The organism is Achromobacter sp. KK8 (genome assembly GCF_054188005.1).
Map to the genome: position 1 here is coordinate 5,647,471 of NZ_CM135178.1, position 15,920 is coordinate 5,663,390.

Annotated in this window: 19 protein-coding genes; 12 read left to right on the forward strand and 7 right to left on the reverse strand. The window is 69.4% G+C overall.

Annotated features, from left to right (window positions below):
• Positions 1–52: 52 nt before the first annotated feature.
• From ACVN9Z_RS25975 to ACVN9Z_RS25990, 4 genes are all read right to left on the reverse strand, one after another.
• On the reverse strand, positions 53–628 hold the full coding sequence (locus ACVN9Z_RS25975; protein WP_054516992.1) for a GNAT family N-acetyltransferase: 576 nt from the start codon (positions 626–628) through the stop codon (positions 53–55).
• Between the two features lie 77 nt (positions 629–705).
• On the reverse strand, positions 706–1,353 hold the full coding sequence (locus tag ACVN9Z_RS25980; RefSeq protein ID WP_006385036.1) for a glutathione S-transferase family protein: 648 nt from the start codon (positions 1,351–1,353) through the stop codon (positions 706–708).
• A gap of 24 nt (positions 1,354–1,377) precedes the next feature.
• Entirely contained in the window at positions 1,378–1,851 is a 474-nt protein-coding gene (locus tag ACVN9Z_RS25985; RefSeq protein WP_049054242.1) for an OsmC family protein, read from the reverse strand.
• A gap of 202 nt (positions 1,852–2,053) precedes the next feature.
• The gene (locus ACVN9Z_RS25990; RefSeq protein ID WP_006385034.1) at positions 2,054–2,803 is read right to left on the reverse strand and encodes an IclR family transcriptional regulator; all 750 of its coding nucleotides are present in this window, start codon (positions 2,801–2,803) and stop codon (positions 2,054–2,056) included.
• An 84-nt stretch (positions 2,804–2,887) separates the two neighbouring features.
• Between ACVN9Z_RS25990 and ACVN9Z_RS25995 the strand changes: the two genes are divergently transcribed.
• The 11 genes from ACVN9Z_RS25995 (at position 2,888) to ACVN9Z_RS26045 (ending at position 12,859) form a co-directional block, all read left to right on the forward strand.
• Entirely contained in the window at positions 2,888–3,856 is a 969-nt protein-coding gene (locus tag ACVN9Z_RS25995) for a Bug family tripartite tricarboxylate transporter substrate binding protein (protein ID WP_054436884.1), read from the forward strand.
• Between the two features lie 7 nt (positions 3,857–3,863).
• Positions 3,864–4,730: an amidohydrolase family protein gene (locus tag ACVN9Z_RS26000; protein ID WP_110059071.1), complete on the forward strand. Its 867-nt coding sequence runs from the start codon at positions 3,864–3,866 to the stop codon at positions 4,728–4,730.
• A 26-nt stretch (positions 4,731–4,756) separates the two neighbouring features.
• Positions 4,757–5,752, forward strand: coding sequence for a Bug family tripartite tricarboxylate transporter substrate binding protein (locus tag ACVN9Z_RS26005; RefSeq protein WP_082387846.1), 996 nt, complete (start codon positions 4,757–4,759; stop codon positions 5,750–5,752).
• 37 nt (positions 5,753–5,789) lie between these two features.
• Positions 5,790–6,473 (forward strand): RraA family protein, encoded by a 684-nt coding sequence (locus tag ACVN9Z_RS26010; RefSeq protein WP_006385031.1) that lies wholly within the window; start codon positions 5,790–5,792, stop codon positions 6,471–6,473.
• Positions 6,470–7,417 carry an NAD(P)-dependent oxidoreductase gene (locus ACVN9Z_RS26015; protein WP_232067156.1) on the forward strand — a complete coding sequence of 316 codons (948 nt, stop codon included), beginning with the start codon at positions 6,470–6,472 and terminating at the stop codon, positions 7,415–7,417. The genes ACVN9Z_RS26010 and ACVN9Z_RS26015 overlap by 4 nt, the downstream gene beginning before the upstream one ends.
• Before the next feature lie 11 nt (positions 7,418–7,428).
• Positions 7,429–8,499, forward strand: coding sequence for a cyclase family protein (locus tag ACVN9Z_RS26020; protein ID WP_006385029.1), 1,071 nt, complete (start codon positions 7,429–7,431; stop codon positions 8,497–8,499).
• A gap of 70 nt (positions 8,500–8,569) precedes the next feature.
• Positions 8,570–9,520: a Bug family tripartite tricarboxylate transporter substrate binding protein gene (locus tag ACVN9Z_RS26025; RefSeq protein ID WP_006385028.1), complete on the forward strand. Its 951-nt coding sequence runs from the start codon at positions 8,570–8,572 to the stop codon at positions 9,518–9,520.
• 59 nt (positions 9,521–9,579) lie between these two features.
• Complete coding sequence (locus ACVN9Z_RS26030; protein ID WP_053500160.1) at positions 9,580–10,578, forward strand: Bug family tripartite tricarboxylate transporter substrate binding protein; 999 nt, start codon at positions 9,580–9,582, stop codon at positions 10,576–10,578.
• A 16-nt stretch (positions 10,579–10,594) separates the two neighbouring features.
• Entirely contained in the window at positions 10,595–11,512 is a 918-nt protein-coding gene (locus ACVN9Z_RS26035) for an SMP-30/gluconolactonase/LRE family protein (protein WP_006385026.1), read from the forward strand.
• 133 nt (positions 11,513–11,645) lie between these two features.
• Positions 11,646–12,071 (forward strand): copper resistance protein NlpE, encoded by a 426-nt coding sequence (locus tag ACVN9Z_RS26040; RefSeq protein WP_006385025.1) that lies wholly within the window; start codon positions 11,646–11,648, stop codon positions 12,069–12,071.
• Positions 12,072–12,112: 41 nt separating this feature from the next.
• Positions 12,113–12,859 carry an ABC transporter substrate-binding protein gene (locus ACVN9Z_RS26045; RefSeq protein WP_020928518.1) on the forward strand — a complete coding sequence of 249 codons (747 nt, stop codon included), beginning with the start codon at positions 12,113–12,115 and terminating at the stop codon, positions 12,857–12,859.
• A gap of 151 nt (positions 12,860–13,010) precedes the next feature.
• On the opposite strand, the gene ACVN9Z_RS26050 is transcribed toward ACVN9Z_RS26045, so the two are convergent.
• The 3 genes from ACVN9Z_RS26050 to ACVN9Z_RS26060 all read right to left on the reverse strand — a co-directional run bounded on the left by ACVN9Z_RS26050 (position 13,011) and on the right by ACVN9Z_RS26060 (position 15,409).
• Positions 13,011–13,343: a zinc ribbon domain-containing protein gene (locus ACVN9Z_RS26050; RefSeq protein WP_006385023.1), complete on the reverse strand. Its 333-nt coding sequence runs from the start codon at positions 13,341–13,343 to the stop codon at positions 13,011–13,013.
• A gap of 20 nt (positions 13,344–13,363) precedes the next feature.
• Entirely contained in the window at positions 13,364–14,593 is a 1,230-nt protein-coding gene (gene fmdA, locus ACVN9Z_RS26055; RefSeq protein WP_054485259.1) for a formamidase, read from the reverse strand.
• A gap of 198 nt (positions 14,594–14,791) precedes the next feature.
• The gene (locus ACVN9Z_RS26060) at positions 14,792–15,409 is read right to left on the reverse strand and encodes a class I SAM-dependent methyltransferase (protein WP_081004584.1); all 618 of its coding nucleotides are present in this window, start codon (positions 15,407–15,409) and stop codon (positions 14,792–14,794) included.
• Positions 15,410–15,545: 136 nt separating this feature from the next.
• Here ACVN9Z_RS26060 and ACVN9Z_RS26065 point away from each other — a divergent pair, with 136 nt between their 5' ends.
• Positions 15,546–15,902 (forward strand): hypothetical protein, encoded by a 357-nt coding sequence (locus ACVN9Z_RS26065; RefSeq protein ID WP_053500466.1) that lies wholly within the window; start codon positions 15,546–15,548, stop codon positions 15,900–15,902.
• Positions 15,903–15,920: the final 18 nt, after the last annotated feature.

Here is a 15,920-nt window from a genome sequence, read left to right on the forward strand (position 1 = left end):
AAAAGTGGGTCGCGGCCCGGCAAGGCCGGGCCCACCGGAACGGAAAGGCGGGCTAACCGCATTCGGCGCCGACCAGCGCGGGCGGCCAGATGCGCGCGTACATCCAGAAATGGCGCGGCTCGCCGCGCACCTGCCGGTAATGGTGCAGCAGCCCTTCGCGGTGGAAATGGCAGCGTTCCAGCACGCCGGCCGAGGCGGTATTGGTGTCCAGCACCGTGGCCTGCACCCGCGCCAGGCCCAGCGTCTGCAGGGCCCACGCGGTCATGGCCTCGCAGGCCCGCGACGCGATGCCGCGGCGCCAGTGCGAAGGCGCGAGGTCGTAGGCGATTTCGGCGCGACGCGCGCCCGGCGTGATCTCGTTGAACCCGATCGTGCCGATCAGGCGGTCGTCGGCCTCGACGATGGCCAGGCGCACGCAGTGGCTGGCGGCAGGGTCGGCATAGCCGCGGATCAATGGCGCCAGCGCGTCCGGGCCGTCCAGCTGCCAACTGGTGTGGCGGGTCACGTTGTCGTCGCGCAGATAGGCATACCAGTGTGTCGCGTCGGTGTCGCGCAAGGGACGCAGGCGCAGGCCGGAGATACCCAGGTCAGGCGCGCGTTGCGGCCAGTCGGCAAGAGGCAGGAGCATGGGGAAGCCACGTCGCAAAGATAGTGCCGGCGCGCCTTCGCGCCGGCCATGGGACAGCTTAACAGGCCAGCGCGCCCTCAGAAATCCAGCCGGCCCTTCAACTCGCCGAACGGCACCATGACGTGTTCGCGGTAGGCGGGGCGTTCGCGCAGGCGCTCGTACCACGCCCGCACGTGGGCCAGGGGCTCGTGGTCGATGTCCAGCTCGTAGTAGCGGTACAGCGCGGTGGCCGCGGGAATGTCGGCCAGTGTCAGCGCCTGGCCGTCCAGGTAGGGCTGCGCGGCCAGCACCGCATCGAGCTGGCGCAGGCAGGCATGGGTGGCGGCCAGGCTGCGCGCGATGGCCGGCAGGTCGCGCTGCGCTTCGGGGGTGCGGTAATAGCCCCAGAACACGCCGGCCAGGAAGGCCGGCTGCAACGCGGTCTGGGCCCAGTCCATCCAGCCATCGGCGCGCGCGCGTCGCGCCGGATCGGCCGACCAGAAGGCGTCGGCGCCATGGCGCGCGGCCAGGTAGCGCAGGATCGCGTGCGACTCCCACACCACCGTGTCGCCGTCGCGCAGCAGCGGCACCCGGCCATGGGGATTCATCCGCAGGAAGTCGGGCGTATCGAGCAGCCCGAACTGGCCGCCGGCCGGCACGTGCTCATACGCCAGGCCCAGTTCGCCCGCCAGCCACAGGACCTTCTGCACGTTGAAGGAACTGCGCCGGCCCCAGATCGTCAGCATCGCAAGCCCCCTTCGAGTGGCGCGTCAGCCGGCCACGACGATGCGCGGCTCGCACAGCACGGGAAAGTTGACCGAATTGGCGATGAAGCAGAAATGATGCGCGCGGGCATGCAGGGCCTCGGCCAGGCCGGCGTCGCCGCCCGCGGCGATGGTGACCTCGGGCCGTAGCGTGACCGAGACGAAGGCGCCGCCGCGCTGCGGATCTTCGCGCATGACACCTTGCGCGTCATCGCGGTAGGCCGTGACGATGATGTTCTCGACCGCGCAAAGGTGCAGATACCAGAGCTTGTGGCAGGCCGACAGCGAGGCCACCAGCAGGTCCTCCGGATTCCAGCGCGCCGCGTCGCCGCGGAATGCGGGATCGGCCGAACCGGCGATATCGGGCTTGCCCGGCGACTGGATCACGTGGTCGCGGGCATAAGCGGTGTAGCTGGCGGTGCCCTTGCCGGTATTGCCGGTCCAGGTCACGCCGACGTCGTAATGGTGTTCGCCTTTCATTGCGGCTTCCTCGCGGCGCGCCACGCCGGCGCGCAAAGATAGATAGCGTAGCGCATGCGCCGGGCGGGGGACGGCGACGAGCGCTACCGCCGATGAGCGTAGCGCGGGCCGCCTCGGCGCGCCGCGCCGATACGGCCAGGATGGCGGGCGGCGGCGGACATGCGGGCCTCGGCGCAAGGCCTGGCCGGTCGCCGCAGCGGCGTCAGGCCCCCTGCCCTTGCCGCGCCCCCATCAGCGAGCGCGACAGGCGGCTGGCCGCGGCGAGGATCGGTTCCTTCAACTCATGCAGCACGCTTTCGCCCAGGCGAGAAATCGGCCCCGAAATACAGACAGCTCCTTGCAGCGTCCAGTTGATGCCATAGACCGGCGCGGAGATGCTGGAGACCTCGGGATCGCGCTCCCCCAGCGACACCATGTAGCCGGCGCGGCGCACCGATTCATACGGTTCGCCCGGTTCGCCGGAAAAGGCGAGCAGCACGCGGCCCGGGCTGCCCAGTTCCAGCGGCAGGGCCGCGCCGACGCGCACGTGGTGCCGGATCGACTTGGGGCCCTCGACCCGCGCCATGCAGATGCGCTGCTTGCCTTCGCGCACGTAGAACGTCGCGCTTTCGCCGGTTGCCGCCGACAGCTCGCGCAGGATCGGCTGGACCACCTCGACGATGTTGAAGGTGGCCTGGTAACACGCGCCCAGCCAGCCGGCGGCGCGCGCCAGGCGCCAGGTGCCGTCGGGCCGCTGCGCCAGGTAATCGTCCATGGCCAGCGTGCGCGCCAGCCGCAGCACGGTGGAGCGATGGCAGCCGGTGCGCCGGCTCAGTTCCGCCAGCGACAGATGGGGGTCCTCCACGCCAAAGGCTTCGAGGATCCGCATCGCGCGGCGCACCGCCACTACGCCCTCTTCGCCCGGCGCGTCGGGGGATTCCGGGGTCAGGTCATCGTTCGTCATATGAAACATGTTCCGCTGTATGAACTCGTATTGTATTAGGTGGAACATCCCTCGACAATTCCTCCCATCAAAAACAAACATCGGAGACAAAACATGAAGCCGTTCGCACGCTTGCTGTCGGGCCTGGCCCTTGTGTGCATGAGCAGCCTGGGCGCGGCCCAGGGCTACCCCGACAAACCCATCCGGCTGATCGTGCCGTTCCCGCCCGGGGGCGGCACCGACGTGCTGGCCCGCGAAGCGGCGATCAAGGTGGCCGGCAACACCGGCTGGAACATCGTCACCGAAAACCGGCCCGGCTCGGGCGGCAACATCGGCGTGGACGCCGTCGCCAAGTCGGCGCCGGACGGGTATTCCCTGGTGCTGGGCCAGACCAGCAACCTGGCGATCAACCCGACCCTGTACGCCAAGCTGCCCTACGACCCCGAGAAGGACCTCACCGCCATCGGCCTGGTCGCCGATGCGCCGCTGGTGATCGTGGTGCCGGCCAACTCGCCGCTCAAGACCTTCGAGGACATGATCGCGGCGGCCAAGGCCAAGCCGGGGACATTGAACTTCGCCAGCTCCGGCAATGGCACGGTGGCCCACCTGGCGGCGGTGCAGTTGCAGAACGCGGCGGGCATCCAGCTCACGCACATCCCCTACAAGGGCGCGGCGCAGGCGTCCAACGACCTGATCGGCGGGCAGATCGACATGTATCTGTCTTCCGTGCCGACGCTCATCGGCCACGTGCGCAACGGCAAGATGCGGGCGCTGGCGGTGACCTCGGCGCAGCGCGTGCCCGACATGCCCGACGTGCCCACCATCGCCGAGCGCGGCTTCCCCGGCTTCGAGGCCGTGACCTGGTTCGGCCTGGCCGCGCCGGCCGGCACGCCCAAGGACATCGTGCAGCGCCTGAATGCCGAGTTCAACAAGGCGCTCCAGACGCCGGAGCTGCGCGTCAAGTACCAGGAACAGGGCGCGCGCGTGCTCACTGACACCCCGGAAGCGTTCGCCAGGCTGATCCACGACGACCGCATCCGCTGGGGCAAGATCGTCAAGGACTCGGGCGCGAAGGTGGAGTGATTCGGCCGTGGCTGCCCTTTACGCCTACTCCAGCGGCGACGCCAGGCCGGCCACCGCCGCCCCGCCCGGGGCGTGCGACTGCCACCTCCACGCGTATGACGCCCGCTACCCGACGGTGAAGGGCGCAAGGCTGCTACCGCCGGACGCGTCCATGGCGCAGTACCGCGCGATCCAGGCCCGCCTTGGCATCCAGCGCGCGGTGCTGGTCACGCCGTCGACCTATGGCGCCGACAACCGCCCCATGCTCGACGCCTTGGCGCAACTGGGCGAGCAGGCGCGCGGGGTGGCGGTGATCGATGGCAGCGAAAGTGACGCGCAACTGCAAGCCTTGCACGACGCTGGCGTGCGCGGCATCCGGCTCAACCTTTCGCTGGGGGTGACGAGCACCATCGACCAGGTGCTGCCGCTGGCGGCGCGGGTCGCCCCGCTCGGGTGGCATGTGCAGTTGCTGATGCCGCCCGATCGGCTGGCGCAACTGGATGGCCTGCTGTCGGCCCTGCCGGCGCCGATCGTGTTCGATCACATGGCCCGCATCAGTCCGGCGCAGGCCGGCGCGCATCCGGCCCATGCCCTGGTGCTGCGCCTGCTCTGCCAGGGCCGCGCCTGGCTCAAGCTGTCGGGCGGCTACCTCGTCAGCCCGCGCCACAGCGTCGAGGATCCCGCGCTGGACGCGCTGGCCCGCGGCTATCTCGACGCCAATCCCGAACGCATCGTCTGGGGCAGCGACTGGCCCCACGCCTCGGCGTCGGCCGGCATGCAGCCCATGCCCGACGACGCGCGCCAGCTCGATCGGCTGGCCGACTGGGCCGGCAGCGCCCGGCTGCGCCAGGTCCTGGTGCACAACCCGGCGACCCTGTACGGCTTTGCGGCATGAATACCAGAACAACACGGAGACAACGCATGCAGACCTCTTACTTCCTCTCGCGCCGGCGCTTCCTCGCGCTGGGCGCGGCCGTGGCGGCCGGCGCGGCCTTCGGCGCGCGCGCCGCGCAGGATTGGCCCGGCGGCAAGGCCATCACCTGGGTGGTGCCCTATCCGGCCGGCGGCAGCACCGACGTGCTGGGCCGCGCCATCGCGCAGCAACTGGACGCGCTGCTGGCCACGCGCGTGATCGTCGACAACCGTCCCGGCGCCACCGGCACCATTGGCGCAGCCCGCGTGGCGCGCGCCGAGCCGGACGGCCTGACGCTGCTGGGCACCTCGATCGGACCCCAGGCGATCGCGCCGCACGTGCTCGGCAAGCTGACCTATGACCCGGTGGCGGACTTCGCGCCCGTCATCATGATCGGCACCATTCCCCATCTTCTGGTGGTGGGCAGGGAGCAGCCGTTCCACACGGTCGCCGACCTGATCGCGGCCGCGAAAAAGGCCCCGCAGAGCCTGGCGTATGCCTCGGGCGGCACGGGCACGATCCTGCACATGCAGGGCGAGCTGCTGCAGCAAAAGAGCGGCGCGCGGTTCCTGCACGTGCCCTACAAGGGCGACACGCCCGCGCTGCAGGACACGCTGGCCGGGCAGGTGCAATTCGCCTTCATTCCCGCGGCGGCCGCGCTGCCGCACGTGCAGACCGGCGCGCTGCGCGCGCTCGCCGCCACGTCGGCGCGGCGCCTGCAGGCCTTGCCGCAGGTGCCAACCATGGCCGAGGCCGGCTTCAGCGATTTCGTGGTGGAGCAATGGCAGGCCGTGTTCGCCCCCGCCGCCACGCCCGCGTCCGTCATCGCCCGGCTCAACGCCGGGATCGGACGCGCCTTGCAGAGCCCGGCGCTGACGGCGCTGGCCGAGCAGTTCGGCATCACGCTGGCCGGCGGCACGCCGCAGGCCCTGGACACCACCCGCAGGGCGGACTTCGACAAATGGGGCAAGGTCATCCGCGACGCCGGCATCAAGCCGGCCTGACCCTGCCCTTCCGACTCTCACCTCCACAGGAACACTCATGGCAAACCAGGACATCATCAAGGACTTCCCGCGCGTCGGCGCCGACATCGTGCGCCGCGCGGCGGCACTGCAACCGGCCATCCTGGCCGACGTGGCCGGCCGCCGCGGCGCGCTCAGCGGCCGCATCCGCCCGCTGCACCCCGGCATGAAGCTGGCCGGCACGGCGCTGACGGTGGAAGTGCGCCCCGGTGACAACCTCATGATCCATGCCGCGATTTCGCTGGCCAAGCCGGGCGACGTGCTGGTGATCGACGGCAAGGGCGACCTCAGCTCGGCGCTGATGGGCACCATCATGATGAACGCCTGCCGCAAGCTGGGCATCGCCGGCGTGGTGATGGATGGCGCGGCGCGCGATAGCGTGGAGATCATCGAAATGGACTATCCGGTGTTCGCCGCCGGCACCAACCCGAACGGCCCCACCAAGAACGTGCCCGGCCGCATCGGCCATCCCGTGTCGGTCGGCGGCGTGACCGTGCATCCCGGCGACTTCGTCATCGGCGACGCCGACGGCGTGGTGGTGGTCGAACGCGAGAAAATCGAAGGCCTGCTGCCGGCCGCCGAAAAGAAGGTGCGCGACGAGGCCGCGCGCATCGCCGCGATCCAGGCCGGCGACACCGAGGCCAAGTGGCTGACGGCCGCGCTGCGCGCCGCCGGCGTGCTCAAGGAAGGGGAAGCGCTGTGAACAACATCGCCACAGGCAAGGCCGCCATCGTCGTGACCGCGGCCGACCTGGCCCCGGAAGCCGTCGCGCTGCTGCAGGATTTCAATCTGGTGTTTGCCGGCAAGACGCCCAGCGAAGAGGGCATCGTGTCCTTGTGCCGCGAGCACAACCCGGTTGCCATCATCGTGCGCTACAGCAAGGTGGGCGCCGCCGCCATGGACGCCGCGCCCGCGCTGCGCGTGATTTCCAAGCACGGCAGCGGCACCGACACCATCGACAAGGCCGCCGCCGCCCAGCGCGGCATCCAGGTCGTGGCCGCCGTGGGCGTGAACGCCGCCGCCGTGGCCGAACATGCCCTGGCGCTGCTTCTGGCCTGCGCCAAATCGGTCGTGGGCCTGGATGGGCGCATGCGCGCCGGACACTGGGACAAGTCGACGCACAAGAGCCTGGAGCTGGACGGCAAGACCATCGGCCTGGTGGGCCTGGGCGCCATCGGCCGGCGCATGGCCGCCATGGCGCACGGCATGAACATGCGCGTGATCGGCTTCGATCCCTACGCGCGCGATCTGCCCGAATACATCGCCAGCGTGCCGCTGGACGCGATCTGGCGCGAGGCCGACGTGGTGTCGCTGCATTGCCCGCTGACCGACGAGAACCGCGGCTTGGTCAATGCGGCGACGCTGGCGCAGTGCAAGCCCGGCGTGGTCCTGGTCAACACCGCGCGCGGCGGCCTGGTCGACGAAGACGCGTTGCTGCAGGCGGTGCGCTCGGGCCAGGTGCGCGCCGCCGGCCTGGACAGCTTCGCCGTCGAGCCGATGACGGCCGGCCACCCCTTCCAGCAGGAGCCGCGCATTCTCCTCAGTCCGCACGTCGGCGGAGTGACCAGCGCCGCCTACGTCAACATGGGCGTGGCCGCCGCGCGCAATGCGCTGGACGTGCTGGCCCGCGCGGCCGCCCCCGCCTGAGGAGCCGCGCCATGCCGCAACGATGGAAGCATGCGCCGCCGGACAGCAACTGGGGCGAATTCGGCCCCGACGACCAGCGCGGCCGCATGAATCTGGTGGACCGCGCCAAGGTGCTGCAGGGCATCGCGGAGGTCCGCGAGGGCCTGACGTTCTGCCTGTCGCTGCCGCTGGACGTGCCGGGCGGCATGGCGCTGAACCCGCGGCGCCTGCCGCCGCAGCGCTACGCCACGCTGCGCGATGGCAAGAGCGCCGGAGCCCAGGGCTTTTGCTGGTCCTACGCGTCGGAAGACCCGCTGCTCACGGACGTGGTGTGCGACGACGTGCTGCTGATGAACACACAGTATTCCACCCAGTGGGACAGCCTGGCGCACATGGGCAGCCGGTTCGATGCCGATGGCGACGGGCAGGCCGAGGCGGTGTTCTACAACGGCTTTCGGGCCGGCGCCGAAATCCTGGCGGCCGCGGAGGATCCGCAAGCCGTGGCGGACTGGGCCCGCTTTCCCGGCCCCCGCGCCGGGGCGCTCGGCATCGAGCAACTGGCCGAACATGGCGTGCAGGGCCGCGCCGTGCTGATCGACCTGGAGGCCCATGTCGGCCGCACGCGCACCGCCGTGGGCTACGACGCGCTGATGCGCATCCTGGAGGCCGACGGCGTGGCCATCGAGCCGGGCGACATGGTGTGCCTGCACACCGGCTTCGGCGACACGCTGATGTCGATGAACCGCCAGCCCGACGTCGCGCGCCTGCACGCCACCGGCAGCGGCCTGGACGGCGACGATGCGCGCCTGCTGCGCTGGATCGTCGACACGCGCCTGGCGTGCCTGATTGCCGACAACCCCGCCGTCGAGCTGGTGCGGCCGGTAGCCCTGGGGGGCGCGGCCACGCCGCTGCGCCGCCCGCGCCTGCCGCTGCACGAGCACTGCCTGTTCAAGAACGGCATCCACCTGGGTGAACTGTGGTGGCTGACGCCGCTGGCGCGCTGGCTGCGCGCCAACGGGCGCCACCGCTTCCTGCTGACCGCGCCCCCGCTGCGCCTGCCAGGCGCGGCCGGCTCGCCAGCCACGCCCATCGCCACGGTCTGAAACGCTGAAAACCGCAAACCAGGCGCAGCCGCCGGCACAGGCGGCGCGCTTTCCACAAGGAGACGATCTCGTGAAACTGTTCCGCCTTTTACCCCTGGCGCTTGCGTTCTGCGCCAGCGTGGCCGCCGCCGACTACCCCGACCGCGCGCTCAAGCTGGTGGTGCCCTATTCCGCCGGCGGCGCCGCCGATGCCCAGGCCCGCCTGGTGGCCCAGAAACTGGGCGCGCGCCTGGGCCAGACCGTCGTGGTCGAGAACAAGCCCGGCGCCAGCGGCACCATCGGCGCGGCCAGCGTGGCGCACGCCGCCGCCGACGGCTACACGCTGCTCTACGACGCCACGGCGTTCGCCATCAATCCCTCGCTCTACAAGAAACTCAGCTACGACAGCCGGCGGGATTTCCTGCCGATCTCGCTGATCAGCCTGACGCCCAACCTCCTGGTGGTGCCGGCGCAGTCGCCCTACCAGCGCATCGAAGACCTCACGACCGCCGCGCGCAAGGGCCACCTGACGTTCGGCACGCCCGGCCAGGGCACCGCCCAACACATCGCCGCCGCCTGGTACGCGCAGGGCAACAAGCTGGAACTCACCCACGTCCCCTACAAGGGCGGCGCGCCAGCGCTGACCGACCTGATGGGCGGCCAGATCGACATGATGTTCAGCAACATGGCGGCGTCCTACCCACTGGTCAAGAGCGGCAAGCTGCGCGCGCTGGCGATCACGTCGCCCGAGCGCATCGCGGCGCTGCCCGACCTGCCCACCGTCGCGGAGAGCGGCGTGCCGCAGTATTCGGTGTACGAGTGGAATGGCGTGCTGGCGCCGGCCGGCGTGCCGCCCGAGGTGGCCGCGCGCATCGAGCAGGCGTTGCGCGCCACGCTGCAGGACCCGGCGCTGCGCCACAGCCTGCAGGAACTCGGCGCGCAGCCGGTGGGCTCGACCGCCGCCGAATTCCGCGCCTTCATCGACGACCAGATGGAACGCTCGGCCCGTATTCTGGCCGAGGCCGGCATCCACAAGGAATGACGCGGCCAGCGAGGGCTCAAGGCCGAATGACATTCCCGCATAAAAACAGAGGACGACAAATGAATCACCGTAATCGAACCCGCTTCTCGCCCCGGCGCGCCGCGCTGCTCGTCGCGGCCGCCGCGACACTCCTGGCGGGCGGCGTGGCCCATGCCGCCGACGCCTGGCCCAACCGCCCCGTGCGGATCGTGGTGCCCTACGGCCCGGGCGGCGCGGTCGACGTGGCCACGCGCAAGGTCGCGCAGATGCTGTCGACGCAGACCGGCCAGAGTTTCGTGGTGGAGAACAAGCCCGGCGCGACCGGCACCATCGGCGTCAGCCAGGTGGCCCGCGCGCCGGCCGATGGCTACACGCTGGTGGCCAACGACACCACCTATTCGCTGCTGCCGCACATCTTCAAGAAACTGCCTTTCGATCCGGCGGCGGACCTGCAGCCGGTCACGGCCTTCATCTTCGCGCCCATGGCGCTGGCGGTGGCGGCCGACAGCCCCTATCGCACGCTCGACGACCTGCTGGCGCGGGCGCGCGCCAAGCCCGACTCGGTGACGTACGGCTCGGGCGGCGCCGGCACCACGCCGCACTTTGCCGCCGAAGGGCTGGCGCGGGCGACGGGCGTGAAATTCATGCACGTGCCGTTCAAGGGCGCCGCCGAAGCCACGCAGGCGGTGCTGGGCAAGGTGATCGACTTCCAGTTCGCCTCGACCACCGGCCTGATGGGGCCGGCGCAGGGCGGACAGTTGCGCCTGCTGGCCGTGAGCGGCGCCAAGCGGCTGGCGGTACTTCCCGACGTGCCGACATTCGCGCAGGCTGGCGTGAAGGATTTCGGCGTGGTCAACTGGACCGGCCTGTGGGCGCCCAAGGGCACGCCGCCGGAAGTCACCGAACGCCTGCAACGCGAAGTCGCCAAGGCCATGGCGTCGGAGGAAATGCAGACCTTCGCCACCAAGATGGGCGCCGAGCCGCGCGCCGCCGACGCGGCGGAATTCGGCCGCATCCTGGCCGACAGCAACGTGATGTGGGGCAACGTGGCCCGCAGCATCGGCTACGACGCCAAATAGACACCGAGGAGACGCCATGTTTTTCCCGCAACCGCCCCAGGTGGCGCAATTGGACGCATGGAGCGCCATGCCCGACCACTTCCGCCGCCCCCAGCGCAGCGACTGGGCCGACGCCAACCGCGGCGGCGCGCCGGTCGATTCGTTCCTGGAAGGCCCGGTGTTCGATCGCCACGGCAACCTGTACGTCACCGACATTCCGTGGGGGCGGGTGTTCCGCATCGGACCCGACGGCCAATGGTCGTTGGTGACAGAATACGACGGCGAGCCCAACGGCATGAAGTTCCTGGACGACGGCCGACTGCTGATCACGGACTACAAGAATGGCCTGATGGTCCTGGACGTGGCCAGCGGCCAGGTCGCGCCCTACCTGGCCCGCCGCAACAGCGAGCGCTTCAAGGGCGTGAACGACCTGATCTTCGATGCGCACGGCAATATCTACTTCACGGACCAGGGCCAGAGCGGCCTGCACGATCCCAGCGGCCGGCTGTACCGCCTGCGCCCCGACGGCCGGCTGGATTGCCTGCTCGACAACGTGCCCAGCCCCAACGGCGTGGCGCTGTCGCCGGACGGCAAGGTGCTGTACCTGGCGGTGACGCGCGGCAACTGCGTCTGGCGCGTGCCGCTGATGGCGGACGGCAGCGTCAGCAAGGTGAGCCAGTTCTTCACCTCGTACGGTCCCAGCGGCCCGGACGGACTGGCGGTGGACCGCGAAGGCAATCTGCTGGTCTGCAATCCCGGCCTGGGCTACGTGTGGCTGCTGAACCATCGCGCCGAGCCGGTGATCGTCTGGCGCAGCCCCAACGGCATGTCGACCACCAACCTGGCCTTTGGCGGCGAGGACGGCCGCACCCTGTTCTGCACCGAGTCGGTGACGGGCACCATCCTCATCGCCCGCGCGCCCCATCCGGGCCTGCTGGCCGCGGCCCCGCGCTGACGCGCTCCGGGCGACGGACCCGGCGGGATCCCACGCATCCACGACGGGCGCGCCGCGCTTGCCTTTACATCCCGTTTCAGCAAGGATGGGCATGCGTCCGTATCGTGGGCGCACCGCAACACAGGAGCTCGCCATGATGAGAACCACCTTGACCTGCACCCTGACAGTCGCCCTGCTTGCCGGCTGCGCCCCCTCCAAACCGATCAGCGCGCGTTCCGTGCCCGTGGACAATCACACGGCGCGCGATTCGCTCGACTGGCCGGGCAGCTACGAAGGCACCCTGCCTTGCGCCGATTGCCCCGGCATCCGCACCCGCCTGACCTTGATGCAGGACGGCCGCTACGAGCGCGCCACCCAGTACCTGGACCGCGAGCCGCAGCCTGAAACGGTCGCCGGCACCTTCAGCTGGGAATCCGATGGCAGCACCATCCGCCTGGACGCCTCGGGCGACAGCCAGCGCTATTTCATCGCCGAGAACCAGGTGATCATGCTGTACCGCGACGGCACCCGGCCCACCGGCCCGCTGGCGCCGCACTACGTGCTGCGGCGCGCGCAATAGCGCCGCCGCGCCGGAAAATGCCCCCCAAGGAAGGAAGATCCATGAAGACCGATCACGAACTGCTCGACGCGTTTGCCCCGACCGGCGCGCTGCGCGCCTCCATCAACCTGGGCAATCCCATCCTTGCCAACACCCATCCCGACACCGGCGCGCCCGGCGGCGTGTCGGTCGACCTGGCCACCGAACTGGCGCGCCGGCTCGACGTGAAACTGGAGCTGGTGGTGTTCAAGTCCGCCGGCGAATCGGTCAACGCGGTCGCCGCCGAACAGGCTGACGTGGGCTTCTTCGCGATCGATCCGCTGCGGGGCGAACAGATCGCCTTCACCGCGCCCTACGTGGTGATCGAAGGCGCCTACCTGGTGCGCGACGATTCCCCCATCACCCGCATGGAAGAAGTGGACCGAGCCGGCCAGCGCGTGGTGGTCGGCAAGGGCAGCGCCTATGACCTGTACCTGACGCGCGAGATCAAGCACGCCGAACTCTTTCGCGCGCCCACCTCGCCCGCCGTGGTCGACACCTTCGTGAAGGAAAACATGGAAGTGGCGGCCGGCGTCAGGCAACAGTTGGAGGCCGACGCGCACCGCCTGGGCGGCCTGCGCCTGCTGGACGGCCACTTCATGCTGATCCGCCAGGCCATGGGCGTGCCCAAGAGCCGCGGCGCCAAGGCCAGCGCGTACCTGGCCGCCTTTGTCGAAGCGATGAAGAAAAGCGGCTTCGTGGCCGAGGCGCTGGCGCGCCACAAGATCCAGGGCGCCGCCGTGGCGCCATTGGAAGCGGCGCCGCAATAAAAGGCAGCGTAGCCGCCACCCCGCTCGATTGCTCGCCGCGAGCCTTGCACGCGGTGGCATCACGCGCCTTGCCGGCCGCGCCGCCGCCTGCTGTGAACCGTCGCTGGCGGCCCGCAGCGCGGGCCGCCAGCGACAGGGATCGCAACCGCCGTCAGTGGCTGATCATCCAGGGCCGCGAACCGGCGAAGGACTTGGCGCCGTCGGGCGTGGCGCGGGTCTTGCCGGACCGGCGGGCGCCCGAACAGCAACCGCAGTTCATGCCGTGGCCCGAACGCGCGCTGCGCGGTTCGTTGGCGCTGCGTTCGTTGGCGGCATGGGCGCGATTGACGGCCGACGACAGCGCCGAGATCGCGGGCGCGCCGCCGACGATGCGGTTCGAGGCGGCGCCGCATCGCGGACAGTCGGCCGGGTCGCGCCACTGCGCCAACGGCCGCAGCGCCGTGAATTCGCCGCAATCGGCGCAGGCGTAGTCATACATGGGCATGTCGGTCTCCTGCGCAAGGCCTAGCGGTCGCGCGACAAGGGCATGTCGATGCCGCCCTTGATGTGCTTGACCGGACCGGAGGCCGACGGCTGGATGTCGAAATCGAAGATCTCGGTCGGCAGCCACAGCGTGGCGCAGGAGTTGGGAATGTCCACCACCCCGCTGATGTGCCCCTGCACCGGCGCCGTGCCCAGTATCGAGTACGCCTGCGCGCCCGAATAGCCGAACTTCTTCAGGTATTCGATGGCATTCAGGCAGGCCTGGCGATAGGCCACGTTCACGTCCAGGTAGTGCTGCTTGCCGCCCTCGTCCACCGAGATGCCTTCGAAGATCAGGAAGTCCTTGTAGGCCGGCGTGATCGGGCTGGGCTTGAAGATCGGGTTGCGGATAGCGTACTTGTCCATGCCGCCCTTGATCAACGTGACGCGCATGTGCACCCAGCCGGCCATTTCGATGGCGCCGCAGAAGGTGATCTCGCCGTCGCCCTGCGAGAAGTGCAGGTCGCCCACCGACAGGCCGCCGCCCTTGACGTAGACCGGAAAGAACACCCGCGCGCCGCGCGACAGGTCCTTGATGTCGCAGTTGCCGCCATGCTCGCGCGGCGGCACGGTGCGCGCGCCCTCGGCCGCCGCGCGGTCGCGGTCGGCCCCTTGCAGCGCGCCCATGTGCGCCGTCTTGGGCGCGGGCGGATTGGCCAGCGGCGGCACGCGGTTCGGGTTGGTGTCGATCAGCGCCTGCTCGCGCTGGTTCCAGGTGTCCAGCAGCTTCTTGTCGGGCAGGCAGCCGATCAGGCCGGGATGGATCAGCCCGGCGAAGCTGACGCCCGGGATGTGGCGCGACGAGGTGAACATGCCATGGAAATCCCAGATGGATTTCTGCGCATGGGGGAAATGGTCGGTGAGGAAGCCGCCGCCATTGTTGCGGCTGAAGAAGCCGTTGAAGCCCCACAGGCTGTCGGGCTTGGCGCCGATGTCCAGCAGGTCCACCACCAGCAGGTCGCCGGGCTCGGCGCCTTCGACGCCGACGGGGCCGGACAGGAAGTGCACGGTGGAAAGATCGACGTCGCGCACGTCATCGGCGCTGTCGTCGTTCTTGATGGCGCCGCCGGTCCAGTCGTAGGTTTCCAGGATGAAATCGTCGCCGGGCTTGACCCAGACAGCCATCGGGATATCCGGATGCCAGCGGTTGTGGATCTGCTTGTTTTCGTAGGGGGACTGGGCCAGGTCGACCTGGATGAGGGTGTTTGCCATTCTCTTTCATCTCCAACGCAACGTGTTGATAAAACAGAACTTGCCATCAGAGGCCGGCCAAGGTGCCCAACGTGCCGGGGCGCGTCGCCAGCGACTGATTCGTCATGCACGGTAGGACAGTTTCGGGCGACGGTAAACTGGGTTTTTTCACAGTGAAGCCGTCACACGCCCCTTCGACACCCGGCCCCGGTCCGAGCCTCAGCCACTCTTGCGGCAAAAGCAGTAAACGTGCCGATAGGGATCGTCGACCATGTGGCGCGAAGCGATGACCCCATCGATGGCGGGCACGAACTCTTCGAATTCCGGGCCCACTTCGACCGGAAACGGCGTGCGCTCCGGCAGATCGTTGTAGCCCAGCACCAGCACGCCGCCAGACCTGAGCACCGCGTGGCATTGCGCCAGCAGGCGGCGCAGGCCGGCCTCGCCGTCAATGCCGAAGCCGAGCAGGCCATTGGCGACCACCACATCGAAGGCGTCCGCGCCATAGTGTTCCGCCATGTCGAGCGCATCGCCGATCCGGTGCAGCCCCGGCCGGCCGTAGACCGCATTGCGCGGCGAGATATCCAACGAATGGAAGGTCGCGCGCAGCAGCCTGGGATAGTGCCAGTTGTGCTTATCCAGGCCGAGGAACAGCAACTGTTGCGGTTCGCGCTGGAAGGCGGCCAGCCGGTTCAGATAGGCGAACACGCGCGTCTCGAGAAATACCCGGCTGGGCGTATCCAGCCTGAAATCGATTCCCACGCGTTCGGCCAGAACAGGCGACAGCCTGAACAGCGCCCGATTGGCGATATATTTCAACTTGCGCAACTTGCGCATCACATTCCCTCCTGCTCCGAGGGAAAGCAATATGCTTTGCGCGCGCGGACCTGCCTATTGGACTGGTCCGATATTGCACGACAGTTATGATGCGTCCATCGCATTCGCGGCCGGCCCGCAACGGAAGTCCCAGTCCATGTTCCCGCTTCGCCCCCTGTCCGCCCTTTTCCTGTTCGCCTGTACCCTGCCGGCCCACGCGGCCGAGGAATGCGTGGCGCGGTTCGACGCGGGCGTGGCCCGCTACCAGGAAGCCGTGGGCGTGCAGAAGGGGCGCGAGACGGCCAACTGGCAGGAACTGAACGGACTGCTGTGCCAGGGGCGGCTGGACCTGCTGGACATGGAGTTCGCGCTGGTCGACGACTACGAACAATGCGCGCGCCACGGCGGGAAGTTTCCCGAGCAGACCGCGCGCGCGATGCAGGACCGCTCGGACAACCTGGCCGCGCGCAAGAGCGCGTGGATCGACACCTGCGGCCCCTACATGAAGCAATAGCGCGGCCGCCGCAACGCG

Bases quoted from the DNA above. Each gene is read 5' to 3' on its own strand.
- ACVN9Z_RS25980 (WP_006385036.1), bottom strand. From the start codon at position 1,353: ATGCTGACGATCTGGGGCCGGCGCAGTTCCTTCAACGTGCAGAAGGTC.
- ACVN9Z_RS25990 (WP_006385034.1), bottom strand. From the start codon at position 2,803: ATGTTTCATATGACGAACGATGACCTGACCCCGGAATCCCCCGACGCG.
- fmdA (WP_054485259.1), bottom strand. From the start codon at position 14,593: ATGGCAAACACCCTCATCCAGGTCGACCTGGCCCAGTCCCCCTACGAA.
- ACVN9Z_RS26060 (WP_081004584.1), bottom strand. From the start codon at position 15,409: ATGCGCAAGTTGCGCAAGTTGAAATATATCGCCAATCGGGCGCTGTTC.
- ACVN9Z_RS26030 (WP_053500160.1), top strand. From the start codon at position 9,580: ATGAATCACCGTAATCGAACCCGCTTCTCGCCCCGGCGCGCCGCGCTG.
- ACVN9Z_RS26050 (WP_006385023.1), bottom strand. From the start codon at position 13,343: ATGCCCATGTATGACTACGCCTGCGCCGATTGCGGCGAATTCACGGCG.
- ACVN9Z_RS26020 (WP_006385029.1), top strand. From the start codon at position 7,429: ATGCCGCAACGATGGAAGCATGCGCCGCCGGACAGCAACTGGGGCGAA.
- ACVN9Z_RS26010 (WP_006385031.1), top strand. From the start codon at position 5,790: ATGGCAAACCAGGACATCATCAAGGACTTCCCGCGCGTCGGCGCCGAC.
- ACVN9Z_RS26035 (WP_006385026.1), top strand. From the start codon at position 10,595: ATGTTTTTCCCGCAACCGCCCCAGGTGGCGCAATTGGACGCATGGAGC.
- ACVN9Z_RS26065 (WP_053500466.1), top strand. From the start codon at position 15,546: ATGTTCCCGCTTCGCCCCCTGTCCGCCCTTTTCCTGTTCGCCTGTACC.
- ACVN9Z_RS26005 (WP_082387846.1), top strand. From the start codon at position 4,757: ATGCAGACCTCTTACTTCCTCTCGCGCCGGCGCTTCCTCGCGCTGGGC.
- ACVN9Z_RS25985 (WP_049054242.1), bottom strand. From the start codon at position 1,851: ATGAAAGGCGAACACCATTACGACGTCGGCGTGACCTGGACCGGCAAT.
- ACVN9Z_RS26040 (WP_006385025.1), top strand. From the start codon at position 11,646: ATGATGAGAACCACCTTGACCTGCACCCTGACAGTCGCCCTGCTTGCC.
- ACVN9Z_RS25995 (WP_054436884.1), top strand. From the start codon at position 2,888: ATGAAGCCGTTCGCACGCTTGCTGTCGGGCCTGGCCCTTGTGTGCATG.
- ACVN9Z_RS25975 (WP_054516992.1), bottom strand. From the start codon at position 628: ATGCTCCTGCCTCTTGCCGACTGGCCGCAACGCGCGCCTGACCTGGGT.
- ACVN9Z_RS26045 (WP_020928518.1), top strand. From the start codon at position 12,113: ATGAAGACCGATCACGAACTGCTCGACGCGTTTGCCCCGACCGGCGCG.